The organism is Halopseudomonas sp. SMJS2 (assembly GCF_029866945.1).
In the GTDB taxonomy this organism is placed as follows: domain Bacteria; phylum Pseudomonadota; class Gammaproteobacteria; order Pseudomonadales; family Pseudomonadaceae; genus Halopseudomonas; species Halopseudomonas bauzanensis.
Map to the genome: position 1 here is coordinate 1,443,746 of NZ_CP123445.1, position 23,753 is coordinate 1,467,498.

General features: G+C 61.3%; 25 protein-coding genes, 1 tRNA gene and 1 riboswitch. Of the genes, 17 read left to right on the forward strand and 9 right to left on the reverse strand.

Going from position 1 to position 23,753, the window contains the following annotated elements; all coding sequences use genetic code 11:
* The first annotated feature begins 67 nt into the window (after positions 1-67).
* A complete protein-coding gene (locus QAO71_RS06805) occupies positions 68-1,348 on the forward strand; it encodes an MFS transporter (RefSeq protein WP_063608031.1) in 1,281 nt (426 codons plus the stop codon).
* 6 nt (positions 1,349-1,354) lie between these two features.
* On the opposite strand, the gene QAO71_RS06810 is transcribed toward QAO71_RS06805, so the two are convergent.
* Positions 1,355-3,256, reverse strand: a complete 1,902-nt coding sequence (locus QAO71_RS06810; protein ID WP_280165543.1) for a choice-of-anchor I family protein — start codon at positions 3,254-3,256, stop codon at positions 1,355-1,357.
* A 109-nt stretch (positions 3,257-3,365) separates the two neighbouring features.
* Between QAO71_RS06810 and QAO71_RS06815 the strand changes: the two genes are divergently transcribed.
* The 5 genes from QAO71_RS06815 to QAO71_RS06835 all read left to right on the forward strand — a co-directional run bounded on the left by QAO71_RS06815 (position 3,366) and on the right by QAO71_RS06835 (position 6,989).
* Entirely contained in the window at positions 3,366-3,989 is a 624-nt protein-coding gene (locus QAO71_RS06815; RefSeq protein ID WP_136869839.1) for a DNA-J related domain-containing protein, read from the forward strand.
* 141 nt (positions 3,990-4,130) lie between these two features.
* Entirely contained in the window at positions 4,131-4,730 is a 600-nt protein-coding gene (locus QAO71_RS06820; protein WP_036992452.1) for a Yip1 family protein, read from the forward strand.
* A 155-nt stretch (positions 4,731-4,885) separates the two neighbouring features.
* Positions 4,886-5,710, forward strand: coding sequence for a tRNA 2-thiocytidine(32) synthetase TtcA (gene ttcA / locus QAO71_RS06825; protein WP_036992618.1), 825 nt, complete (start codon positions 4,886-4,888; stop codon positions 5,708-5,710).
* A gap of 12 nt (positions 5,711-5,722) precedes the next feature.
* The gene (locus QAO71_RS06830) at positions 5,723-6,397 is read left to right on the forward strand and encodes a DNA-3-methyladenine glycosylase I (protein ID WP_036992451.1); all 675 of its coding nucleotides are present in this window, start codon (positions 5,723-5,725) and stop codon (positions 6,395-6,397) included.
* A gap of 91 nt (positions 6,398-6,488) precedes the next feature.
* Positions 6,489-6,989 (forward strand): C40 family peptidase, encoded by a 501-nt coding sequence (locus QAO71_RS06835; protein ID WP_280165544.1) that lies wholly within the window; start codon positions 6,489-6,491, stop codon positions 6,987-6,989.
* Between the two features lie 101 nt (positions 6,990-7,090).
* On the opposite strand, the gene QAO71_RS06840 is transcribed toward QAO71_RS06835, so the two are convergent.
* On the reverse strand, positions 7,091-8,170 hold the full coding sequence (locus tag QAO71_RS06840) for a patatin-like phospholipase family protein (protein ID WP_280165545.1): 1,080 nt from the start codon (positions 8,168-8,170) through the stop codon (positions 7,091-7,093).
* A gap of 102 nt (positions 8,171-8,272) precedes the next feature.
* On the opposite strand from QAO71_RS06840, the gene QAO71_RS06845 reads away from it, so the two are divergent.
* From QAO71_RS06845 to QAO71_RS06860, 4 genes are read left to right on the forward strand one after another with little or no spacing between them, the layout of a single operon-like run.
* A complete protein-coding gene (locus QAO71_RS06845; protein WP_036992445.1) occupies positions 8,273-8,581 on the forward strand; it encodes a PepSY domain-containing protein in 309 nt (102 codons plus the stop codon).
* Positions 8,574-8,906 (forward strand): PepSY domain-containing protein, encoded by a 333-nt coding sequence (locus QAO71_RS06850; protein WP_051611302.1) that lies wholly within the window; start codon positions 8,574-8,576, stop codon positions 8,904-8,906. The genes QAO71_RS06845 and QAO71_RS06850 overlap by 8 nt, the downstream gene beginning before the upstream one ends.
* Positions 8,906-9,577 carry a response regulator transcription factor gene (locus tag QAO71_RS06855; protein ID WP_036992444.1) on the forward strand — a complete coding sequence of 224 codons (672 nt, stop codon included), beginning with the start codon at positions 8,906-8,908 and terminating at the stop codon, positions 9,575-9,577. Before QAO71_RS06850 ends, QAO71_RS06855 begins: the two co-directional genes overlap by 1 nt.
* On the forward strand, positions 9,574-10,881 hold the full coding sequence (locus tag QAO71_RS06860; RefSeq protein WP_280165546.1) for a sensor histidine kinase: 1,308 nt from the start codon (positions 9,574-9,576) through the stop codon (positions 10,879-10,881). The genes QAO71_RS06855 and QAO71_RS06860 overlap by 4 nt, the downstream gene beginning before the upstream one ends.
* 161 nt (positions 10,882-11,042) lie before the next feature.
* On the opposite strand, the gene QAO71_RS06865 is transcribed toward QAO71_RS06860, so the two are convergent.
* Both QAO71_RS06865 and QAO71_RS06870 read right to left on the reverse strand, forming a co-directional pair.
* Positions 11,043-12,362, reverse strand: a complete 1,320-nt coding sequence (locus QAO71_RS06865; RefSeq protein WP_074779978.1) for a Na+/H+ antiporter NhaC family protein — start codon at positions 12,360-12,362, stop codon at positions 11,043-11,045.
* Between the two features lie 163 nt (positions 12,363-12,525).
* Positions 12,526-14,136, reverse strand: coding sequence for a methyl-accepting chemotaxis protein (locus QAO71_RS06870; RefSeq protein WP_051611300.1), 1,611 nt, complete (start codon positions 14,134-14,136; stop codon positions 12,526-12,528).
* 328 nt (positions 14,137-14,464) lie between these two features.
* On the opposite strand from QAO71_RS06870, the gene QAO71_RS06875 reads away from it, so the two are divergent.
* A complete protein-coding gene (locus QAO71_RS06875) occupies positions 14,465-15,157 on the forward strand; it encodes a RimK/LysX family protein (RefSeq protein ID WP_074779976.1) in 693 nt (230 codons plus the stop codon).
* A 14-nt stretch (positions 15,158-15,171) separates the two neighbouring features.
* On the opposite strand, the gene chrA is transcribed toward QAO71_RS06875, so the two are convergent.
* Genes chrA through QAO71_RS06890 form a run of 3 tightly spaced genes read right to left on the reverse strand, consistent with a single transcriptional unit; the run spans position 15,172 to position 17,170 of the window.
* Positions 15,172-16,380: a chromate efflux transporter gene (chrA, locus tag QAO71_RS06880; RefSeq protein WP_074779974.1), complete on the reverse strand. Its 1,209-nt coding sequence runs from the start codon at positions 16,378-16,380 to the stop codon at positions 15,172-15,174.
* Between the two features lie 30 nt (positions 16,381-16,410).
* Complete coding sequence (locus QAO71_RS06885; RefSeq protein ID WP_036992435.1) at positions 16,411-16,941, reverse strand: DUF2058 domain-containing protein; 531 nt, start codon at positions 16,939-16,941, stop codon at positions 16,411-16,413.
* Between the two features lie 52 nt (positions 16,942-16,993).
* Positions 16,994-17,170: a DUF2897 family protein gene (locus QAO71_RS06890; protein WP_074779972.1), complete on the reverse strand. Its 177-nt coding sequence runs from the start codon at positions 17,168-17,170 to the stop codon at positions 16,994-16,996.
* Between the two features lie 166 nt (positions 17,171-17,336).
* Here QAO71_RS06890 and QAO71_RS06895 point away from each other — a divergent pair.
* Positions 17,337-17,413: transfer RNA gene (locus QAO71_RS06895), tRNA-Asp, on the forward strand.
* Positions 17,414-17,486: 73 nt separating this feature from the next.
* On the opposite strand, the gene QAO71_RS06900 is transcribed toward QAO71_RS06895, so the two are convergent.
* Both QAO71_RS06900 and QAO71_RS06905 read right to left on the reverse strand, forming a co-directional pair.
* A complete protein-coding gene (locus tag QAO71_RS06900; RefSeq protein WP_036992431.1) occupies positions 17,487-17,933 on the reverse strand; it encodes a DUF411 domain-containing protein in 447 nt (148 codons plus the stop codon).
* A gap of 30 nt (positions 17,934-17,963) precedes the next feature.
* A complete protein-coding gene (locus QAO71_RS06905) occupies positions 17,964-18,209 on the reverse strand; it encodes a heavy metal-associated domain-containing protein (RefSeq protein ID WP_074779970.1) in 246 nt (81 codons plus the stop codon).
* A gap of 215 nt (positions 18,210-18,424) precedes the next feature.
* A riboswitch (cobalamin riboswitch) is annotated at positions 18,425-18,665 on the forward strand.
* A 118-nt stretch (positions 18,666-18,783) separates the two neighbouring features.
* On the opposite strand from QAO71_RS06905, the gene btuB reads away from it, so the two are divergent.
* Genes btuB through bluB form a run of 5 tightly spaced genes read left to right on the forward strand, consistent with a single transcriptional unit; the run spans position 18,784 to position 23,752 of the window.
* Entirely contained in the window at positions 18,784-20,598 is a 1,815-nt protein-coding gene (gene btuB / locus QAO71_RS06910) for a TonB-dependent vitamin B12 receptor (RefSeq protein WP_280165547.1), read from the forward strand.
* Positions 20,599-20,629: 31 nt separating this feature from the next.
* Positions 20,630-21,205: a hypothetical protein gene (locus QAO71_RS06915; RefSeq protein ID WP_036992428.1), complete on the forward strand. Its 576-nt coding sequence runs from the start codon at positions 20,630-20,632 to the stop codon at positions 21,203-21,205.
* A complete protein-coding gene (gene cobO, locus QAO71_RS06920; RefSeq protein WP_280165548.1) occupies positions 21,202-21,813 on the forward strand; it encodes a cob(I)yrinic acid a,c-diamide adenosyltransferase in 612 nt (203 codons plus the stop codon). The genes QAO71_RS06915 and cobO overlap by 4 nt, the downstream gene beginning before the upstream one ends.
* Positions 21,810-23,102 carry a cobyrinate a,c-diamide synthase gene (locus tag QAO71_RS06925; RefSeq protein WP_280165663.1) on the forward strand — a complete coding sequence of 431 codons (1,293 nt, stop codon included), beginning with the start codon at positions 21,810-21,812 and terminating at the stop codon, positions 23,100-23,102. The genes cobO and QAO71_RS06925 overlap by 4 nt, the downstream gene beginning before the upstream one ends.
* Complete coding sequence (gene bluB / locus QAO71_RS06930; RefSeq protein WP_280165549.1) at positions 23,099-23,752, forward strand: 5,6-dimethylbenzimidazole synthase; 654 nt, start codon at positions 23,099-23,101, stop codon at positions 23,750-23,752. Before QAO71_RS06925 ends, bluB begins: the two co-directional genes overlap by 4 nt.
* Position 23,753 lies beyond the last annotated feature (1 nt).

Sequence of the window (23,753 nt, forward strand, 5' to 3'; positions counted from 1 at the left end):
GAGATACCCGATCCTGATATAGGTTGGATAGGAGACTCAATGAACTCCAACCAGATCAGAGGCTTGCATGCTGCGGATTGTGACAACCATCAGTGCGCTGCTGGCCGGTATTGCCCTGTTGCTGATGGGCTCCGGCTTGCTCAATACCCTGGTACCCCTGCGCGGTGCTACCGAGGGGTTTTCAGATCAAGCGTTGGGTTTGTTCGGTTCGGCCTATTTCGCCGGCTTCATGCTCGGTACCTGGGTATGCCCCAAGTTGATCCGCCGCATGGGACATATCCGCGCCTTCGCCTTCTTCGCCTCGGCAGCAGCGGCTTGCATCATTCTGCATGTAATCCATGTCGATATGCTGTTCTGGCTGCTGCTGCGCCTGATCACCGGGATGGTGCTGGTGGGCGTGTATACCTCCATCGAGAGTTGGCTGAATACCGGCGCACCCAAGGAGCGGCGGGGACGGGTATTCGCGGTCTATATGGCGGTCAACCTCGGGGCGCTGGCGCTGTCCCAGCAACTGTTGCAGATGGAAAACCCGCTGGCTAACCTGATGTTCGGGATAGCGGCCTTATTCGTCATTGTCGCGATCATGCCGGTAGTAGCAACCCGGCTGCCGCAGCCGGAAATCCTTGAGACCACGACGTTGTCACTCAAGGCGTTATGGCGGGCAGCCCCGGTGGCCTGTGCCGGCGCTGTACTATCGGGTCTGGCGATGGGGGGCTTCTGGGGGTTGGGAGCGCTCTATGCGGGGCGGGTCGGTATGGATACCGGTCAGATTGCCACCTTCATGTCGCTGGTGATCGTCGCCGGGGCATTGTTTCAGTGGCCGATGGGAGTGCTCTCGGATCGTATCGACCGGCGTCTGGCATTGGTGATCGTGGCGGGTATCGCTGCCGTCGGGGGGCTGCTGATGGCGTTGTTGAGCGGTTCCACCACCTGGCTGCTGGTCGGTGCGGTAATCTTCGGCGCCGGTTCGTTCTCGGTTTACCCCACTGTGGTCGCACACCTGATTGACCATTTGCACAAGGAGGAGGTGCTGTCCGGCAATGCCGGGCTGCTGATGCTGCAGGGTGTCGGTTCGGCGATTGGACCGGCCTTGGCCGGCTGGCTGATGGGTGTTACCTCGACGCTGATGTTGCCGCTGTACTTCGCTGTGATGTTTGCCGCCAGTGCGCTGTTCAGTCTGTTGCGCTGGCGTGACACCAGCGATCGCATTGTCGAGGAGCCCGCCCACCATGTCAGCATGGTAACTACTTCGCCTGAGGCGCTGGAAATGGTGGTGGATGAGCAGAAACCGGACGAAGCCGCCGGCCCGGTGCGTACCGAGGCGGGCGATGATGGCATCGCCCGCTGATCGTGCCTACCGGCGGTTGATCTGGTAGATCGCCGTGGTGCCGCTGACTTCGTTGCCGACAATCAACAGGGGTTCGCCATTGGGCGAGTCCTCGGCGGTAACGAACACCAGCCCTTCGGGACCCAGGTCGCCGGTCTGGGCCAGGAGTTCAGGCGATTCTTCCAGATCGGCTTCCCAGTCTTCACGGGTATTCAGGTAATCCTGAAATTGCGGCGCGGTAGGATCGGTGATATCGAACACCATCACTCCACCCATGCGCTCCAGGCCAATGAAAGCGAAGCTCTGCTCGTTGATACGACCGACGGTAATGCCTTCCGGCTCGGGGCCTTTGGCATCGCTGCGGCTGTCGAGTGTGCCGACTTCATCGTGACCGGTATTGAAGTACAGATCGCAGGGAATATCGCGGGCCGCTCGCAGTTGGCAGTCATGTTCGGTCTGGTTGGCCAGGAACTGCTCGAAAAAGTCGCCGGAATCCCACACCTGCTCGCCATTTTCATCCCAGATGGAGAAGGAACGGGCGCCATAGGAGTACAGCTCATCGTACATCAGTAGATTGCCGGCGGGGTTTGCTGCGCCGCTGGCATCGAACAGCATCGGGCTGCCGTCGGCATTTTTGCGATAGCCATTCACCCAGCTGATATTCAGGCGGCCCAGTTCATCATCCGCGCGGCAAGCGCCGGGCGCGGCTGCGGTGGCGCCACAGTAGGCGAAGGTGTCCGGGTTGAGCAGGGCACCGTCAGTCAGGGCAGCCAGCTGCGGCGGCAGATCGTCATTGGCCCGGCGGCGGAAACCATCGCTGTGCACCAGATGCTTGACGCGGAACTCCTCGACGAAGCCCAGGCTGGCATCACCTGCCCAGTATTCATCGGTGTCCTCACCCCAGGCGCGGGCATCGCCTTCATTAGCCGAAACGATATAGGTCTTGCCGTCCACGCTGTAGCTGCTGATTGCGTCGGGGTGATACATACCAACCACACCGGGACGAGGTTCGATGCGAATGAGCCCGTCTTCCTCATCGCTGGCATCGATGCCGTTGCCTTGCGCGCCATAATCCTTGAAGCCCAGGGGCAGGATATCCGTGACGGTGGCGCTGGCGATGTCCAGCTTGGCAAAAGCGTTGTTTTCCTGCAGAGCGACCCAGGCGGTGCTGCTATCAGCGGAAACGGTGATGTACTCCGGCTCCAGGTCACGAGCAACGCTCGCCAGGTTGTTATGGCCATAAGCCTGGGTATTGTCAGCCGGACCATAGATCCGCACACCGGCGTCGAGCAGGGCTTGCCGCTGTTCATTGAAGCTCTCGAAGCCGGCCGTGCGAACGCTGCCGAAGCGGTTGCTCTCAGCGAGCACCTCAACGATGCTGATCGAGCCTTCGGGGTCGACCGAGTAATCATCATTCGGCTCGCCTTCATTGGCGACTAACACGTACTTGCCATCGGGCGTAAAGGTAAGCATGTCGGGCAGGGCGCCGACCGGCCGGCTGTCCAGCAGCTGCAAGGTCGTGGCATCGTACAGTTCGATGGTGCCCAGGTCGGTCTTGATGGCCGCCTCGACAGCCACGGCGAGCAAGCCATCGTGCCAGGCTACGCTGTTGACGGTGGCGTTCTCGGTTTGAGCGACCAGCGAGGTGACATACGCTGGGTTGGCCGGGTCGGCGGCATCCAGCACATCCACCGCACCGGATAGGGCGTTGACCATGAATATACGTTGGTTGACCGGGTCGAAGGCAGGAATTTCCGCCGCGCTCTGGCCATACTCACCGGTGGCATAGCTGCCCAGCTTGCTCAGTTCGATACTGATCCTGGGGGTGGTGTCGCCGGCCCCCCGGTCACTGTCACTGTCGCTACCCAGGCAGCCGGTAAGGCTGACGGCCACGGCTGTCGCTATCGCAGTCAAGCTCCATCTGTTCATTATTCGTTCTCGTGAAGTGAATTGGCCAGATAGTCATACGCATTCCCTGTTGCATTTTCATGGCGGGCAGATGGCTGTTTTATGGCCCGATGATGGCTAAACTGATGGCATGAACAAGCCAACCGCTCAAGACCTGTTGCCGCCCGACTTTGATGAGCAGGTGCTCTGGCTGCTCGAAGAAAATCCCCAGGGTATCGGTGAGTTCGCATTGCTCCGGCACCTGGCCACCGCATTTCCCCACTCGGTGTTCGCCGTACCGGGAGCGATGCGCGATCCATTGCAGCTGTTCCAGCTGCATTTCCTGCTGTTCCACGGTTTGTATCGGTTATCCGACGCGCTGGTCGACTCCCGGCGCGAGCTATCGATCGAAGCGCTATGCATCCGCCTGCAGCCGCGGCAGGTAAGGGGACCGGGAGTACAGCTCAACGATCCGCTGCGCAGCTACTACCTCGATTGGAACCAATGGCTGGAGACCAGCGCCGAAGATGTGACCCGTCTGCTGGATGACTTTTGGCGGGGCCAGCGCGAGCCGGTAACGCAGTGTCAGCTGCACTGGGCGCGGGAGATATTGGGCGTGGCCAGGGACGACGGGGTAGTCGTGATCAAGCAGCGTTATCGTCGGCTGATGATGCAGCATCATCCCGACCGGGGCGGCAATGTCGAGCGGGGCAGCGAGATCAACGAGGCTTACTTAATTCTGAATCGCTATTACCGCGAAGCGGGAAGTCGCTAATCACTCTAATGCGGTGGGTTCAAATTCCAGCGGATTTGACTATAGTCAAGGCATGGTTGCTGCGACAGGATGTCGCAGTGATCTGCCGCAAGGGCTGAGAAAACTGGCGCTGCGGGACAATAATAATCAGGAGGTCAGACCATGATCCAAAACGTAGTGGGACTCTTCACCAACCCCGACCGTGCCTGGCGAACCATCAAGGGTGAGGAAACCGTTATCGGACCGCTCTATCTGGTTCACGTGTTGGTGCTTGCGGCTATCCCCGCCGTTTCCGCTTATATCGGCACCACGCAGGTCGGTTGGACCATCGGTACCCTTGAGCCGGTCAGACTCACTCAGGCCAGTGCTCTGCAGATGACCTTTCTCACCTGGCTGGCGATGCTCGCCGGGGTGGCTGTCATGGGGGCCTTCATTCATTGGATGTCCCGTACCTATGATTCCAATCCCACCTTGAGCGATTGCGTGGTCTTTGCTGCCTATACCGCCACCCCGCTGTTCCTTGCCGGTCTCGCGGCGCTCTACCCGAACCTGTGGTTGGCCATGTTCGTCGGCACGGCGGCTATCTGTTATACGGTGTATCTGCTCTATCAGGGTATCCCCATCTTCATGGATATTCCGCAGGATGAGGGCTTTCTATTCTCCAGCTCGATCCTGGCGGTAGGTCTGGTGGTGCTGGTAGGCATGATGGCTACCGCAGTGATCTTCTGGGGGCTGGGGATCGGACCGATCTATCTTCGATAAGTGAGTGAGGCCGCGCCGGCGTCCTGCAGACGCCTCGCGGCCAGGGCTTCAGCTTGACAGACTTCCCATCGGAATTTCCCTGATCCACCCCCTGCGCCGTTGCCTGCCCCCCGTTTCGGGGTAAAATGCCGGGTTTTGATATCCGGGTTCCCGCCATGTCCAGTCTGAGTGTCAACCAGAACAAGCTGCAGAAACGCCTGCGGCGCCTGACTGCCGAAGCAGTCACCGATTACAACATGATCGAGGATGGCGACAAGATCATGGTGTGCCTGTCGGGCGGCAAGGACAGTTACACGCTGCTGGACATGCTGCTGCATCTGCAGAAGGTGGCGCCGATCAAGTTCGAAATCGTCGCGGTGAACCTGGACCAGAAACAGCCTGGTTTCCCCGAAGAGGTACTGCCGGCGTATCTGGACGAGCTGGGCATTCCCTACCATATCCTCGAGCGTGACACCTATTCGGTGGTCAAGGAAAAGGTGCCGGAGGGCAAGACCACCTGCTCGCTGTGTTCGCGCCTGCGCCGGGGCAACCTCTATACCTTCGCGGATGAAATCGGCGCGACCAAGATGGCGCTCGGGCATCACCGTGACGATATCGTCGAGACCTTCTTTCTGAACATGTTCTATGGCGGCAATCTCAAGGCCATGCCGCCGAAACTGCGGTCCGATGATGGCCGCAATGTGGTCATTCGTCCGCTGGCTTATTGCAGCGAGAAGGACATCGAAGTGTATGCCCAGCTGCGCGAGTTTCCGATCATTCCCTGCAACCTCTGCGGCTCGCAGGAGAATCTGCAGCGTCAGGTGGTCAAGGACATGTTGCAGAGCTGGGACCGGGAAACACCCGGTCGGGTGGAGAATATCTTCCGTGCGTTGCGGCATGTGCAGCCGTCGCAACTGGCCGATGCCAAGCTGTTCGATTTCGCCAGCCTGAAGATCGATGCCAGCGCCGCGCCGCGTTTCGTCGATCTGATGAACCTCTGACCGGGATACCCAATGCGCGATTACCGCTGGCTTGAAGAATATTGCCTGAACCGCTTCGGTTCCCGTGCGGCGTTGGAAGCACGGCTGCCGACACCTCGTTCTGCTGATGAGCTGCGGGCGTTGAGCGATGACCGTTACCTCTCGGCGATGGCTCTGCGGGTATTCCGTGCCGGTCTCAAGCACAGCGTGGTGGATGCGCGCTGGCCGGCCTTTGAGGAGGTATTCTTCGGCTTCGATCCGCACAAGGTGGTGTTGATGAGCGCCGAGCATATCGAACGCCTGATGCAGGACACGCGCATCATCCGCCATCTCGCCAAGCTGCGCAGCGTGCCGCGCAATGCCCAGATGGTGCTGGATCTGAGCCGGGAATACGGCAGCATGGGCAACCTGATCGCCGATTGGCCGAGCGAGGATATCGTCGGCCTGTGGCGGTTGCTGGCCAAGCGCGGCAACCAGCTTGGCGGGTTGTCGGTGCCGCGCTTTCTGCGGATGGTCGGCAAGGATACCTTTGTCACTACCGACGACGTATTGGCTGCGTTGAAAGGCATGGGGGTGCTGGATCAGGCCAAGGCTACGAGTCAGCGGGACCTGGCCCTGGTGCAGGATGCATTCAACCAGTTGGGCCGTGAAAGCGGCCGTCCCTTGGGGCAGCTGTCGGCGATGTTGGCTTTTACGGTGAATCATTGAGTTACAAGCGAAGTCTGATCCTGGATCTCGCGACTTGACCTCAAGTCCTTGTCAGTGCAAGGTTATCCGGTGTTCCGGGCGAGGTCGGGTAATGCGTGCTATTCATCTGCTGCTGGTATTGTCATTGGCTGTCCTGGCCGGGTGCGCCAGTGCGCCGCAAGCACCAGCGCCTTCTGCTGCAGTGCCGAGCGCACCGCCAGCCCCGCCGGCTGCCGTCAGCCATGATCAATTGCTGTTCCATGCCTTCAGCCTGGTGGGTACACCTTATCGCTACGGTGGTAGCTCGCCGGAGTCGGGGTTCGATTGCAGCGGTCTGATCAACTATGTCTATCGTGAGTCTGCGGGCCTGACGCTACCGCGTACCACCGCTGGGCTGAGCGCCTTGCCCGGCACCACCTCGGTCAAATCCCTCCGGCCGGGCGATCTGGTGCTGTTCTCCACGGGTGGCAAGCGAGTCGATCACGCCGGTATCTATGTCGGTGATGGCCGTTTTCTGCATGCGCCCAGCACCGGTGGCCGGGTGCGGGTGGATGAGCTGGATGCCAGCTATTGGCAGCGTGCCTATGCCAGTGCCCGTCGGGTGCTGGATTGAGGCGAGAGGTATATCCCTGAAGTCTGCGGGAGGGCTGCCCGCTCCGGCCTCGGATGTCGATAGCCAGAACCAACCTTTCGCCCTCATGGTGACAGCAACCGTTACAGCGGCTGGATTCGCTCGATAAGCCGGTCCTTTTCCACCAGTTCGAGAAACTCATCGCCCAGGCGCTGGCTGTTGGCCATTGCCTGGCGCCAGTAGTTTTCGCGTCCTGCGTCATCACCTACGAAGCGGCGATAGTCCCGGCGGTCCGGGAGTTTGCCATAGGGTAGGCGGGCCAGGTAGGTGGGCGATGGGGCTACCAGCAGTACGTCACCGATCTGCTCGGCATTGGCTCGCCGCCAGGGCAGCGCCTTGTCGAACCAGCCCGGTACCACCCGATCCAGAAAATGGGGATACAGCACCACGCCTGGCGCGCACCAGGGCAGGTCCAGGTGGTAATCCAGCAAGCCGCCGTCACGGTAGACACCCTGGCTGGCGCCGGGAATATCGCGCACGGCCTCCATGACCATGGGGATCGAGCCGGAGGCGAGCAGGGCGGGGCGCAGATTATCGCAGTTGAGTGATACGTAACTGGTAATGAAGTCCTGCAGCTCGGGCAGCGGCGGGTGCAGGCGTTGGTCGTGCAGGATGACGCGCTCGAACCAGCGTCGCAGATGGCGACGGCCGAGCAGGTTGGCGCCAATGACGCCGCCCAGCCCCAGCCCCAGGCGTGACGGGTGATCATGCTGCAGGAGCCGCAGGCTTTTCACGGCGACGATATTCAGGTGGTAATGGGGATTGTCGAGAATGCTCTGGTCCTGATCGTCCAGCAACTGGTCCAGCATGTGCGCGCAGCGACGGCTGATCTCGGCCACGGTGATGCCCTTGGGGAAGCGCTGGGCCGTGTACAGCTCGCCCAGGCGGCGCAGGCCGGCGACCGGGTCAGGAAGGCATACGCTGGCGAATCGCCAACTGCCGATGGAAGCACCAACCAGGCTGCGTGGCTGCGGTGTCCGGGGCAGCCAATCGCCGAAGATGGCCATGTCCAGACCCTGAATGCCCAGCGCTTTGGGGCCCCCCGCTGCGCCGGGTATCAAATGCACGTCAGTTGGCTGCAGGCCATTGTTACGAATATGCTGCAGCGCTCGTTCACCGGCTCGCAGGGTGAGGGCTGGCGCGGAAATATGAATGGCGGTCATGCGAATCCCTGCATTGGCCGAGTGCGACTCGGCCATTTTTAAGGTTCAATTCAGTTTGTCGGTCTACTATTCAATTGTGTTCAAACAACGGAGCGACATGATATGAAAAAACTTATTGCACTGTCTTGCGCAGCTTTTCTGGGCCTGGGTTCGGCTGCGGTATTCGCCGATGATGATGTGAGTTCGGCCGAAGCAGCGAAACTGGTAGAGGAAGGCAAAATCAAAGCGCTGGACAGCCTGGAAGAAAAGGCTCTGTCCGTCAAGGCCGGTCAGATTACCGACCGTGACCTGGAACATGAATATGGCCGCTATATCTACAAGCTGGATATCCGCGCCGATGACGGCACCGACTGGGACATCGATATTGACGCCAGCACCGGTGAAGTCCTCAAAACCGAACAAGATGACTGATCGATTTTCGGCACTGAAGCCGGCCGCCTTGTGCGGCTGGCTGTGTTTTGGTCTGCTGCTCGGATGGACCTCGCCGGCCGCAGCCGATGATATCGATCATGATGAAGCGTTGGAGCTGGCCGAGCGTGGGGTGATACTGCCATTGCAGACCTTGATCGCCGATGCCCTGGAGCGCTATCCGGGGCGTTTTCTCGAGGCTGAACTCGAGCATGATGATGGGCGTTACATCTACGAGATGGAAATAGTCACCCGGGATCGCCGGGTGCTGGAATTGGAGTACGACGCCGTGACCGGTGTGCTGCTCGATGTGGACGAGGATGATTGATGCGGCTGTTGCTGGCTGAAGACAATGTGGCGCTGGCCGACACGCTCTGTACCAGCCTACGCCAAGCCGGTTATGCGGTCGATTGGCGAGCCGATGGTCGGGATGTGCAGTTGCTCGGTGAACAGGAGCCCTACGACCTGTGCATTCTCGACCTGGGCCTGCCCGGCCGCGGTGGTCTGGAGGTACTGCAGGCCTGGCGCGGTCAGGGTCTGAGCTTGCCAGTGCTGGTGCTCACCGCCCGGGGTAGCTGGACCGAGCGGGTCGAAGGGCTGCGTGCTGGTGCTGATGATTACCTGACCAAACCTTTCCATCCGGAAGAGCTGTTGCTGCGCATTCAGGGATTGTTGCGGCGTAGCCATGGGCGTGAGCCCCAGAACCAGTTGCACGCGGCCGGCCTGAGCCTGGATGAAACCACCCAGCAGGTCTCCGGCCCCGGGCTGGAAGCCGTGCAGCTGTCGGCCAGTGAATTCCGCTTGCTGCGCTGCTTCATGCTGCACGCCGGTCAGTTGGTATCCAAGGCGCGGTTGGCCGAGCACTTGTACGATTATGAAGCCGAGCGGGACTCCAATGTGATCGAAGTGCTGATCAATCACCTGCGTCGCAAGTTGGGCAAGCAGACCATCGAGACCCGCCGCGGTCAGGGGTATGTACTGGTGGGGCGACAGGTTTGAGGTCCATCGGCCGTCAGCTGGGCGGTGGCTTGCTGCTGGTCCTGTTGCTCACGGTGATGCTGGTGGGGCAGGGCAGCGTGTGGTTGTTCGACCGCGCTCTGCGTGATTACCTCAGTACTGACCTGCAGCGGGAAACCGATGCGCTGCTGGCAGCACTTACTCCGGGACCGAGCGGCTTGTATCTCGACTTGCAGCGAGTCAGTCCGGATTACCAGCGGCCATTCTCGGGTCGCTATTTCGTATTGCAGACCACGGAGCGCTGGCGCTCCCGCTCGCTGTGGGACCAGCGTTTGCCGCTGGACGCAGAGGGGTTGCAGAATACCCTGGTCCCCGGGCCGGCAGGCCAGCAGTTGCTGGTGCACTCGGGGCGTTTCAACAAGCTCGGTGAGACAGTGACCATCAGTGTGGCCATGGATTACGAGCCGCTGCTGGAAGCCTTCAGTCGGGCCAGGTGGTGGATCTGGGGTCTCGGTGGGCTGGCAGTGGTAATCGCCCTGCTGATTCAGCAGGGCCTGCTGCGCCGGGCGCTGCTACCGCTGCTTCGCGCCCGCCGGGAACTGGCAGAGTGGCGCACCGGCCAGCGTCTGGAACTCAGCGATGATGTACCCCAGGAGCTATTGCCGCTGGTCCACGAAATCAATCATCTGGGTGCCCAGGTAGATCAGATCATCCAGCGTTCACGCAAGGGTGTCGGTGATCTCGGCCATGCGCTGAAGACCCCGCTGGCGGTTACCGAGAGCCTGGTGCGTCAGGCGGAGCTGCCGGCCAACGACAAGCAGGCCATCGCCGCGCAGCTGGAGGATATCCGTCGGCAGCTGGAGCGAGCACTGCAGCGCTCGCGGCTGGCACCGGAAAGCCAGGCCGGTACCCGCTTCCATCCTGCTCAGGACCTGCCCTGGTTGATTGACTCGTTGCGGCAGATCCATGGCGAGCGGGTGACCATCGACAGTCCCGCGCATCCGGGACCGGAATGGCCTTTCGAGCGCGAAGACATGCTGGAGCTGTTGGGTAACCTGCTGGATAACGCCTGCAAGTGGGCCCGCAGCCAGGTGCGTGTGGATTGGGAGCTGAGCGCCGAGGCATTGCTGCTGCAGGTAGAGGACGATGGTCCGGGTATCGATCCCGCGAACCGGGAGCGGGTATTGCGGCGGGGCACCCGGCTGGATGAAAGCGTCACCGGCCATGGCCTGGGGTTGGCGATCGTCGGGGATCTGGTGGAAGTGTACGGCGGTGAGCTGGAACTGCTGGACAGCGAATCGGGTGGGCTGGTGGTGCAGGTAAGACTGCCGGGACCACGGAGGTAATCCGGCGGCAGGCGAACGCCATGCCGGCCGGCAGGGCCATCATCGGCCCTGCAAGTCGCCGCCCCCACGGTCAAGGTTTGCGCGCTGCAGCGGCGTGGCAAGCAGCGGCTTTTGGTGGGAGCGGCCTTGGCCGCGAATGGCTGGCAGACAATCTTGCCGGGTCAGAGCACCATCGCTGCGGCCCAGCCGAAGGCGATCAGCGGCAGGTTGTAATGCAGGAAGGTCGGCACCACGGTATCCCAGATGTGATTGTGCTGGCCGTCCATGTTCAGGCCGGCGGTGGGTCCGAGTGTGGAGTCGGAGGCGGGCGAGCCGGCATCTCCAAGGGCGGCAGCGGTGCCGACCAGCGAGACGATGGCCAGCGGGCTGAAGCCCAGTTGCAGCGCCAGCGGCACGTAGATGGCGGCGATGATCGGGATGGTGGAGAACGACGAGCCAATACCCAGGGTGATCAGCAACCCGACCAGCAGCATCAGCAGGGCCGCCAGCGGTTTGTTGTCGCCGATGGCAGCGGCGGAACTGGTGACCATGGCCTCGATATCGCCGGTAGCCTGCATGACCGAGGCAAAGCCGTTGGCGGCAATCATGATGAAGCCGATCATGGCCATCATTTTCATGCCTTCGGTGAACAGGTCATCAGCTTCGCGCCAGCGCACCACTCCGGAGGCGGAGAACACCACGAAACCGGCCAGCGCGCCCATGATCATCGAATCCAGCCACAGTTGTATGGAGAAGGCGGCAATCACTGCCACCAGCGCCACCAGCAGGGTCTTGGGCGTATAGTTGACCTTCTCCGGTGTTTCCCCGGTACCTATCGCTGCGGGGGCGTAATCCCGGCGCTTGCGATAGCTGAAGAAAGCTACGGCCAGACCGCACAGCATGCCCAGCGCGGGCAGGGCCATGGCCTGCATGACACTGATACCGGCCACGTCCAGACCGCCATCCCGGACATTGGCCAGCAGGATGTCGTTCAGAAAGATTCCACCAAAACCCACCGGCAGGAACATATAGGGAGTGATCAGGCCGAAGGTGAGCACGCAGGCGACCAGGCGGCGATCCAGTTTCAGCTTGTTCATGACGAACAGCAGCGGCGGGACCAGCAGCGGAATGAAGGCGATATGGATCGGCAGGATATTCTGCGAGGCCAGGGCTACCACCAGCAGCATGAACAGGAGAATGATGCGCAGTTTCCCGGTACCACCTTCGCGCTGGCCGTTGATCATGAGCAGGGCGCGGTCCGCCAAAGCGTGTGCGGTGCCGGATTTGGCGATCGCCACGGCGAAGGCGCCGAGCAAGGCATAGCTCAGGGCTACGTTGGCACCTTTACCTAGGCCATTCTGAAATGCCTGCAGAGTGGCATCCAGACTCAAGCCGCCCAGCAGGCCACCGGTAACGGCGCCGATAATCAGCGCCACGACTACGTGTACACGGCACAGGCTCAGGATGAGCATTACTGCTACCGCAACGACCACTGCGTTCATGGTTACGTCCTGTTCGAAAGATCAATTGCAAGGGAGGGCGCGTACTCTGCCGCATGGTTCTGGTGCTGTCAAAAGTTCCAGATGAAATTGTTTCGGGTCAATACCTGGCCGGTGCACCGCAAACCGGCGTCCATGGACGCCGTTGCGACTAGGCACCGCTGCCTCAGATTCTGAAGCGCCCGATCAACCCGCTGATCTGCTGACCGATGCGCGCCAGATGCTGGCTGGCCTGGGCCGTCTGCTGGGCGCCGTCGGTGGTTTCCCGAGCCAGCTCCGCCGCCTCGGTCACGTTGCGGTTCACATCTTCCACCACGGTGGACTGCTGGGTGGTTGCGCTGGCAATGGACGCATTCAGGCTGACCAGATGCTGCATCGAGGTGGCGATCTGTTCCAGCGCCTGTCCTGCGGCATTGACCTGCTCGACGCTGAGCTCGGAATAGCGGCTGCTTTCGTTGATCACGCTGACCACCGATTCGGTATTGGTCTGCAGGCGGGTGATCATGCCGTGGATTTCCTCGGTGGACTTCTGGGTGCGCTGGGCCAGGTTGCGCACCTCATCCGCCACCACAGCGAAACCGCGGCCCATTTCGCCGGCGCGGGCGGCCTCGATGGCGGCGTTGAGCGCCAGCAGGTTGGTCTGCTCAGCAATGGCGCGGATCACATCCAGTACCGTGGCAATCTCCCGGGCATCGGCAGACAGCGTAGCCATGTGGTCCACTGCGGTATTCACGCTGGTAGACAGGTGCTGAATCTGCGCGATGGTCTTCTCCACCTGCCCCCGGCCGAAATCAGCGCCCTCGTTGGCGTTCTCCACTTCCTGCGCGGCGGCGTTGGCATTCTGCGCCACGTCCTGTACGCCGTAGGTAATCTCATTGACCGCTGTGGCCATGAGTTCCATGCGTTCGGACTGGCGGGTCATGCCAGCGAGACTGGCATGGCTGATCTGGTCCAGTTGCTGGCTGGCACTGATCATCTGGTTGGCGCCGTCGCCCAGTTGCTGAATCAGCTTGCGCAGATTGCCGGTGAAGGTATTGAAGTGCCGGGCCAGCAGGGCCAGCTCATCCTGCCCTCTGGCGTCCAGCGTGCGTGTCAGGTCACCGTCGCCATCGGCGATCTCACTCATGGCTCGCACCACATGATCCAGCGGCCGGGTGATGCTGCGGCCGATGACATACAGGCTGGCAATCATGATCAGTAGGATCACCGCTACCACCGACAGCGCCCAGATGACCTGGGTACGGAACCGGCTCTCCATTTCGGTCAGCAGGATGCCGGTGCCGATCATGTAATCCCAAGGCTTGAAATGGGTGAACGCGGCCAGGCGGCGGACCGGCGTACCCTCGCCAACGGTGCCGCCCGGTTTGACCCAGTCATATTCGTAGTAGCCGGTACCCTGGTTGCGTGCCAGCTTGACCATCTCCTGGATGACGCTGACGGAGCCGTCGCGACCCAGGGTGCTGAGGTCGACACCTTCGGTTTCCGGTGCGAAGGGGTGCATGCGCATGACATAGTCCATGCCATTGACCCAGAAATACTCGTTGCCGTCGTAGCGCAAGCCGCGCAGGGTTTCGAGTGCCTGCTGCCGCGCCTGCTCGCCGGTGAGTTCGCCACTGAGTTCCCGGGCGTGGTAATGGGCCAGCAGCCCATGTGCGGTTTCCACCAGGTGGGTGGCTTTGGTGATCTGAGCGGAATGGATTTCCTTGCGCAGATGGTCGAGTGAAATGAAAGTAAGCACCAGCAAGCTGGCGAGCGAGACAATCAGGATGAGCCACATCCGTTGGTTAATTCTTATTCTGCGCAACAGGTCCATTCTTCCCTCTCCGGCATCTGTTTTCTGGTAACTGCGGCCTGGCTGAGCCAGACTACCTTCTGCTTTATCGGTCGGATTGGCGGATACTGAAGTACTTTTCACTTGCTGGCCAGTGTCGATAGGCCACTATTCGTCAGCTGAATCTCTCTGTACGGCGATCCAGCTGCAACTCCGCGCCATTGTGGAGCTTCCGGTGGTTGCTACGGCGTGCTAAATTGCCGCCGCTGTTCGGCAGGGATGGCACTTTTCGCCTACGCCCCGGTCTATCTGTTTGTTTCCCAAAGGATATTTTATGCAGTTATCTATCAAGAGCTTGTCCCTCGCAGCCCTATTGAGCACAGCCGTGGTATCCAATGGTGTGATTGCGGATGCCAAAGAAGCCATCGACCCGCCGGAAGAGGCCGTTCTGACCGAAGATATCGCCGGCAAAGTAGTGGTCGGCTGGGTCGAGAAGGGGCTGATCCTGCCCGAGGAAGCCGTCGTCAAGGTCAAAGTGGATTCCGGCGCGCTGACTTCGTCCATGCATGCGGTGAACATGGAACGCTTCACCCGCAAGGGCAAGCGGTGGGTGCGTTACGACGTACCGGTGGTGGATGCTGATACTGGAAACAAGGTCACCCTGCATTTCGAGCGTCCGGTATATAGACAGATGACCGTGCGCGGCGCCGGTGGCGAGGACTATCGGCCGGTGGTGAAGATGCGCATGTGCATTGGTAACCGGGTCTACGAGGAGCAGTTCTCCTTGCGCGATCGCAGCGATATGACCTACCCGGTTCTGCTTGGTCGACGTACCATCGAACACATCGGTCTGATCGACGTATCCGATACCTTCATGCTGCCACTGGACTGCCCGGATGCGGCCAGCGAAGACGAGCGCGACCGGCAGCAGCAGATGAAGGAAGACGCCAATCTGGTGGATGACAGCCAGATCGACCAGCCGTCAGAAGCGGAAGAAGAAGACGACGAGCAGGAAGGCGGTGAGTGAGCCGTCAGGCCATCTCAAGCTGACAGCCAGCCCAGCACCGCCGTGGCGAGAACTACCAGCCACGGCGGCAGTTTCCAGAATACCAATGCAACGAGCGCAGCCAGCGCCAGGGCGAAGCTCTGCGGCGTAGTAATGGCGCTGGTCCACACCGGCTGATACAGCGCCGCCAGCAGCAGGCCCACCACCGCAGCATTGATACCCGCCAGCGCCGCCCGGGTGCGGGGGCTGTGACGCAGCTGCGCCCAGAACGGCAGCGCACCGATCACCAGCAGAAACGATGGCAGGAAGATCGCCAGCAGGCAGATCAGCCCAGTGACCCAGCCGGGCGGGCCGAAATCCATCGCCGTGCCGAGGAAGGCGGAGAAGGTAAACAGCGGACCGGGCACGGCCTGGGTTGCGCCATAGCCCGCCAGAAAGGTATCGATATCCACCCAGCCGGGTTGCACCGTTTCCGCCTCCAGCAGTGGCAACACTACATGCCCACCACCGAACACCAGTGAGCCTGCTCGATAGAAGCTGTCCACCAATGCCAGCATCTGGCTGGGGATCAGTGTGACCAGCAGGGGCAAGCCAAGCAGGAGAAGGAAAAACAGCGCCAAGGCCATCGAGCCGGTTCGACGCGTGATATGGACTGGCAATTCATCCTGCTGTTCATCTGTGTCGGGGCTGACGAGCAAGAGACCGAGCAAACCGGCAATCAATAGAATCAGCGGCTGGCTCCAGATGAAGGGCAGCAGGAGCGCCGCAATGGCGCTGCTGGCCATCAGCGTGATGCGCAAGCGGTCGGGGCACAGAGTGCGGGCCATGCCCCAGACGGCTTGAGCGACGACCGCTACGGCCACGACTTTCAGCCCCTCCAGCATGCCGGCATTCAGGCTGTTCTGGTAGGCCAGCGAACTGGCAAACAGTATCAGTACCAGAGCCGAGGGCAGGGTGAAGCCGGCCCACGCCGCCAGCGCACCGCGGTAACCGGCGCGGGACAAGCCCAGCGCCAGGCCCACCTGGCTGCTGGCCGGGCCGGGTAGGAACTGGCAGAGAGCGACCAGGTCGGCGTAGCTGCGTTCGGCAAGCCAGCGACGGCGTACAACGAACTCCTCGCGAAAGTAACCCAGATGGGCCACGGGGCCGCCGAAGGAGGTCAGGCCCAGACGCAGAAATATCAGAAATACCGACCAAGGGCTGCGATCAGTGTCGGAAGAGCGTGCGGGCGCAGCCTGGGTCATGCCATTTCTGTCCGGTCTGGTTGGGAGGGCTTACCACATGAGATCGTCAGGTACTTTGAAATCGGCATAGGGATCATCTTCTGCAGCCTGTTCGGCTTCCACCTTGGCAATGATTACTGGCCAGTGGGGCGCACGTTCGGCGACTTTCTCCGCGACGTCCAGCGGGATGATTTCGAAATGCCCGGAGAGCCGTACGATACCCAGCTTGCCGCGGCTGAGCTTGCCGAACTGCTCCTCGGTGACGTAGATCTTCTTGATCTTGTTCTTGGCCACGAACTGGTACGCGGTTTCCCCGCCGCTGCGGTCCAGTTTGGCCTGCTCGATCAATTGCTTGGCCTGGGCTTCGCGCTCGCGACGGGCGGTCTCCTCCTGGCGTTGCAGGTTCAGCTGGCGATCGCGCTCGGCCTTGTCGGCACGTGCCTTCTCCACCGCGGCTGCGGTGTCATGTACCTTTTCCGGAGTGTTCTTGGCGGCCTTCTTCTTGGCGCGTTGGGCCTGCTTGAGTTTCTTTTCGTCGACCAGTCCGGCCTTGAGCAACTGGGCTTGCAGTGAATTGACCATACTGTGGAACTACCTGTTACGCGGCTAAAAATGAGAGTGACGCATTCTAGCATCAGTCCTGTTGCTTCTCCCGCCTCTCTTGCGCTTCGAGTTCAGCTTGCCGGGCTTTGATGCGCTTCATCTGCTCATCGCCGATCGGCATCTTGTTGGCGGTCTTGCGCAACATATACAGCCCGCCGATGACAGTAGCAAGAATGATGATAATGAAAAGCCAGCCGATGCCAGACATGTCGAGCTCCTTTGTTGGAAGGTCTGCTCTCAGGATGGTTAATGGATGAGCGTATGGCAAATAAAAGCGATATGGTTGAAGGCGAGGCTTGACTTAATCTGACGAAATATTAGAATGCGCGCCTGCTTCGATGACAGGCACATGAGTGTCGGTGTCGGACAGATGCGCAGCGGTAGTTCAGTTGGTTAGAATACCGGCCTGTCACGCCGGGGGTCGCGGGTTCGAGTCCCGTCCGCTGCGCCATATACAAAGCCTTTGATCAGTGATGGTCAAAGGCTTTTTTCGTTTCTGGCGGCCGGAGCCGCCAGGGGCTGACTCAGTTGCCGGGGTATTCGGCGACGACTTCGAGTTCGCCTTCCTTGGTCAGTCCGACCACCTGATAAGGATCCTGGCGGTCGCCGTATTCCATGCCGGGCGAACCCATCGGCATGCCGGGCACGGCGATGCCCAGCAGATCGGGCCGTTCCTTCAGCGCCAGTACCTGGGCAGCGGGCACATGGCCTTCGATGAACTGACCATTGATCACGGCGGTATGGCAGGAGCCGAGTTGCGGTGGTACGCCCAGTTCCTGTTTCACCGTCGCCATGTTGGCTTCGACATGGTCGTTGACGCTGAAGCCATTGCTTTCCATGTGTTTGATCCAGTCCTTGCAGCAACCGCAGTTGGCGTCACGGTGCACGTCAATGGTCAGACTGTCGGCGGCCTGGGCAAAGCCGCCGATCAGCAGGGCAGTAAGAGCTATGAGACGTAGTCTGGTGCGCATTCCATATTCCTCGTTGGTATTTATCGTTGATCAGCTGCAGCCGCCGCAGCAGGTGGTGTGGCCAGCATGCGCGCCAGCCGCCGCAGCAGGGTAGCCGGCTGCGTCCAATGCGCTGATCAGCGCTGCACTGTCGGCACTTCCGGCAACCGTGACCTTGCTATCCTCGAGGCTGACCTGGACGTCAGTCACGCCGGCGACAGCCATCAGCGCTTCGGTGACATGTTTAACACAATTGTTGCAGGTCATTTGCTGAACATTGAATTGAAGAGAACTCATGATGGCGCTCCTTGTGCGTGACATGCTCGAATTTTCAACCCTGACACGATGGCAAGGTCAACCCGGCTCCCGACTTTTTTTGAGCGTCTAAAATGCCTACGCTTTGCCTTCTACCGAATGAGTGGAATCTCCACGGCCCCATCGGTTGACTCTCCCGCTGGCGCGTGAATTCGGGCGCTGGCGGGGGCGCCTTTACTTACCTGTGAAAACCTCTTAGTCTTCCACCCGCTTCAGGTTCCTGCCCGGTATTGCCCGGCAGGTTAAACAGGGAAGCCGGTGCGTCTGTTCCAGACTATCCCGGCGCTGCCCCCGCAACGGTAAATGAGAGTCGGATTACCTCAAGGTACTATCTGACAGATGATTCAGCACGACCACTGTGCCTGCACGGGAAGGTCGAATCATCGGATATTCATCCGCTCATGAGCCCGGAGACCGGCCTGTCGCATATCACAGCAGTGCGGCGGGCTCTGCGGGTGTAGCGTTTTCATGCTGGGTCTGAAACCGTCTCCCCAACTCCGTTCGCCGACTGCATAACCAGCCATGCCGTACGGGTGAGTACGGCGACGGAGCACAGATGAAGTTTGCACGCACCTCCCTGGCGATGGCCCTAATGGCCACGGCCGCTTTTTCCCATGCCGAATCCCTTTCCCTGGACAACCAGGTCGTTACCGCCACCCGCACCGGGCAGTCCCTGGGTGCCAATCTGGGCGCGGTAACGCGACTGGACCAGCGCGCCATCCAGCGCCTGCAGCCGACCGATATGCTGGATCTGCTGCGCCGTACTCCGGCGCTGAGCATCGTCAACAATGGCGGCGCGGGCAAGTCCAGCACCTTTGGCATTCGTGGCAGCAGCAGTGACCACGTGCTGGTGCTGATCGATGGGGTGCGTATTGGCTCGGTTACCAGTGGGAGTGCCGCGTTGCACAATCTGCCCATCGAGCAGATCGAACGTATCGAAATCGTGCGTGGGCCGCGTTCCAGCCTGTATGGCTCCGAAGCCATCGGCGGCGTGATCCAGGTCTTTACCAAGCGCGGTACCGGTGGTGATCCCAAACCTTGGATGTCGCTCACTGCCGGCAGCCGGAACCACCATGGGGGCAGTGCCGGTGTCTCCGGCGGCATCGGGCAAGGCTGGTACAGCGCAGCGGTGACCAGTCTGTCCACTCGTGGCATCGATGCCCGGCCTGGCCGTGGTGATCCGGATAACGATGGTTACCGCGAGCTCTCCGGCAACCTGCGCGCCGGCTATCGTTTCGACAATGGCCTGGAGCTGGAAGGCCATGCGCTGGAATCCCACTCCCATAGCGACTTCGACTCGGGCTACAAGGCCAACAACGACTCGAAGCTGAAAACCCACGGGCTCAATGCCCGCTTCTCACCGCTCGAACCCTGGCGGGTGACACTGCAGGCGGCGCGCAGCGAAGACAAGAATGACACCTTCAATGGCAGCACTTTCAACAGCCGTTTCGATACCCGGCGCGACAGCCTGGGTTGGCAGAACGATATCGATCTTGCGCCTGGCCACCTGCTGACCCTGGGTTTCGACCACCTGACCGATGAAGTCAGCAGCAGTACGAACTACAGCGAGAACCGCCGCACCAACAAGGGCTACTACGCCCAGTACCTGGGACAGCGTGGTGTGCATGAATGGCAGCTGAGCCTGCGTCATGACGATAATGAACAGTTCGGTCGCTACAACACCGGCAGCATCGCCTACGGCCTGAGCCTGACCGACAACCTGCAATGGGTGGCCAGTTACGGCACCGCATTCAAGGCCCCCACTTTCAACCAGCTGTACTACCCCGGCTTCGGTAACCCGGATATCAAGGAAGAAACCTCGCGCAATATCGAAACCGGATTGCGGGGCGAGCACGATTGGGGTAACTGGGTGGTCAACCTGTTCCGTAATGAAGTGGAAGATCTGATTTCCAGCGTGAATCTCGGTGGTGGCATCTATCTGTCGGAGAACATAGACAAGGCGGTGATCAAGGGAGTGGAGTTCGAGATTGCCAGCCACTGGCTGGGCTGGGACTGGAGCAGCAACCTGACCCTGCAGGACCCCGCCAACCGCAGCTCTCGCCCGGGGCAGGGCGATCTGCTGGCCCGCCGGGCCGAGCAGATGTTCAACCTGGATATCGACCGCCGTTTCGGCCGCATTGGCGTCGGCGCCGGTCTGCATGCCGAAGGCCGACGCTGGGATAACGCCGCCAACAGCAACGAGCTGCACGGCTACAACACCGTCGATCTGCGCGCCGAGTACTGGTTCAGCCATGCCTGGCGGCTGCAGGCGCGCATCAGCAATCTGTTCGATACCGACTACGAGACCGCTGCGAGCTATCAGCAGCCGGGGCGCGCAGGCTATCTGACGGTGCGTTATCAACCCTTGTAACAGTAAGACCACATCCACAGGAGAATGACATATGTTGGCACTATCCAAGCGCGGTCAGTTGGCCGTCGGTATCGTTCTGGTGCTGTTGATGGCCATCACCCGGGGCAGCCATTTCAGCACGGTCAATCTGCCCGGCGCATCCTGGGCGGCGTTCTTCCTGGCCGGTGTGCTGTTGCGTCCGCGCTGGGCCTTTCCGTTGCTGTTTCTGCAGGCGGTGTTCATGGATGTGATGACCGTCGGCTGGAACAGCGCAGGGCATCACTGCATGACGCTGGCCTACTGGATGCTGCTGCCTGCCTATGGCTCGCTGTGGCTGGGCGGTCGGCTGTACGCTGGCTGGCATCGTGAGCAGCCGATCAGTCTGCTGGTGCTGGCCGGAGTCATGGCTGCCAGTGCGCTGGTCTGCCAGACCTTCTCCAGTGGCGGCTTCTACTGGTTCTCGGGGCGTTATCCCGACCCGACTCTGCTCGGCACCGTCGAGCGTCTGGCGAACTACTATCCCAAGTACCTCGGCTCGCTGGCCTTCTATGTGGCCATCGCTGCGGTGCTCTATATTGGCTGGCAGCTGCTGGCCCGCCAGCGGCTCGCCGAGGGCCGCAAGGCATGAGCGAATCCAACGAACGGGATGAGCGCCACCGCCAGCGCATGCAGCGCAAGAAGGCGGTGGTCGATGAGAAGATTGCCCTGGCCCGCGAGGAGCGCGGGCTGCTGCTGGTGCTGACCGGCAACGGCAAGGGCAAGAGCAGCTCTGCCTTCGGCATGGCGGCGCGCGCCCTGGGTCATGACATGCAGATAGGCATCGTCCAGTTCATCAAGGGTGCTGCCAGTACCGGGGAGGAGCATTTCTTCCGTCGTTTCCCGGAGCAGGTGCGTTATCACGTGATGGGTGCCGGTTTCACCTGGGAAACCCAGGATCGCCAGGACGATATCGTCAAGGCGCAGGCGGCCTGGGCGGTAGCGGTGGAACTGATGCGCGATGAGAGTGTGTCGTTGGTGGTTCTCGATGAACTGAATATCGCGCTCAAATACGGCTATGTGCAGCTGGATCAGGTGCTGGCCGATATCGCCGCCCGCCCGAGCCACCAGCATGTGGTGGTGACGGGGCGTGGTGCACCGCCTGGACTGATCGAGGCAGGCGATACCGTGACCGAGATGGGTGTGGTCAAGCACGCCTTCAAGGCGGGTATCAAGGCACAGAAGGGAGTGGAATTCTGATGAGTGCACAATGTCCGGCATTGCTGATCGCCGCGCCTGCCTCGGGGCAGGGCAAGACGACGGTCACCGCCGCGCTGGCGCGGCTGCACAGCCGTAATGGTAAGCGGGTCAGGGTGTTCAAGTGTGGGCCGGACTTTCTCGACCCGATGATCCTGCAGCGGGCGAGCGGCCAACCGGTGTATCAACTGGACCTGTGGATGGTCGGGGAAGAGGAGAGCCGCCGGCTGTTATGGCAGGCGGCGCAGGAATCAGACCTGATCCTGATCGAGGGCGTCATGGGGTTGTTCGATGGCACGCCCTCGGCGGCGGATCTGTCGCGCCGCTTCGGCGTGCCGATCATGGCGGTGATCGACGGGGCGGCTATGGCCCAGACCTTCGGCGCGCTGGCCCATGGGTTGGCGACATTCCAGCCGGACCTGCCATTTGCCGGGGTGCTGGCCAACCGCATTGGCAGCGCCCGGCATGGTGAGATCCTGCGTGACAGTCTGGGCGAGGGGATGGGCTGGTTCGGCGCGTTGCCCAGGGATGCCGCCGTGGAGTTGCCGAGCCGACATCTGGGGCTGGTGCAGGCGCAAGAGCTGGCGGATCTCGATGCGCGACTGGACGCAGCCGCCGATGCGCTGGAGCAGAGCGCCGACACTCGCCTGCCAGAACCCGTGAGCTTCGCTGCTGCATTGCAGCCGCCGGTCGCGCCGCTGCTGGCCGGGGTGCGGATCGGCGTGGCCCGGGATACGGCTTTTGCTTTCATCTATCAGGCCAACCTGGATCTGTTGCGCAGTCTGGGTGCAGAGCTGACGTTCTTCTCGCCATTGACTGACAGCCAACTGCCGGAGGTGGACAGCCTGTATCTGCCGGGAGGCTATCCGGAACTGCATCTGGAGGCCTTGTCGGGCAACCAGTCGATGCTGGCCGCCATCCGCGCTCACCATGAGGCGGGCAAACCGATTCACGCCGAGTGCGGCGGCATGCTCTATCTATGCAATTCACTGGCGGATGCCGAAGGTGCGCGTGGCGAGTTGCTGGGGTTGCTACCCGCCACGGCGCAGATGCAAGGTCGGCTCGCTGCCCTGGCATTGCAGGAGGTTGTTTTACCCGAAGGTACCCTGCGTGGTCATACCTACCATCGCTCTGTGCTGGAGTGCGAGCTGGAACCGCTGACCCAGGGTGAGTGCCCGAACTACCGGCGCACCGCCGAACGGGTATGGCGCATCGGCCGGCTGACGGCCTCCTATATCCATTTCTACCTGCCGGGCAATCCGGTGGCCGCCGCAGAGCTGTTTCGTCCATGAGCGGGCATGATTTTTCCGATGAGGAGCGGGCCGGAGTGTACCGCGCCATCCGCGAGCGCCGGGACATGCGCCATTTCACCGGTGGTGAGGTGGCCCCGGAACTGCTCGGTCGCTTGCTGCAGGCCGCCCATCAGGCGCCGAGCGTCGGGCTGATGCAGCCCTGGCGGTTCATCCGGATTACCCGGCCGGCGCTGCGCCGGGACATCGCGCAACTGGTGGAGCAGGAACGGCTGCTCACCGCCGAGGCGCTGGGTGAGCGTGGCGACGAGTTCATGCAGCTCAAGGTCGAAGGTATCCTCGATTGCGCCGAGCTGTTGGTGGCGGCGCTGCCGGACGGGCGCGAGCGGCATGTGTTTGGCCGCCGTACGCTGCCGGAAATGGATCTGGCATCGGTTGCCTGCGCCATCCAGAACCTCTGGCTGGCAGCCCGCGCCGAGGGGCTGGGCATGGGCTGGGTATCATTATTCGACCCACAGGCGCTGGGCGAGTTGCTGCAACTGCCGCAAGGGGCACGCCCTGTGGCCATTCTCTGTCTTGGTCCGGTGGCCGAGTTCTATCCGCGCCCGATGCTGGTTGAGCAGGGTTGGGGCGAGGAACAGCCGCTGGCGCAATTGCTGTTCACCGATGGCTGGGGGCACCAGGATGGGTGAG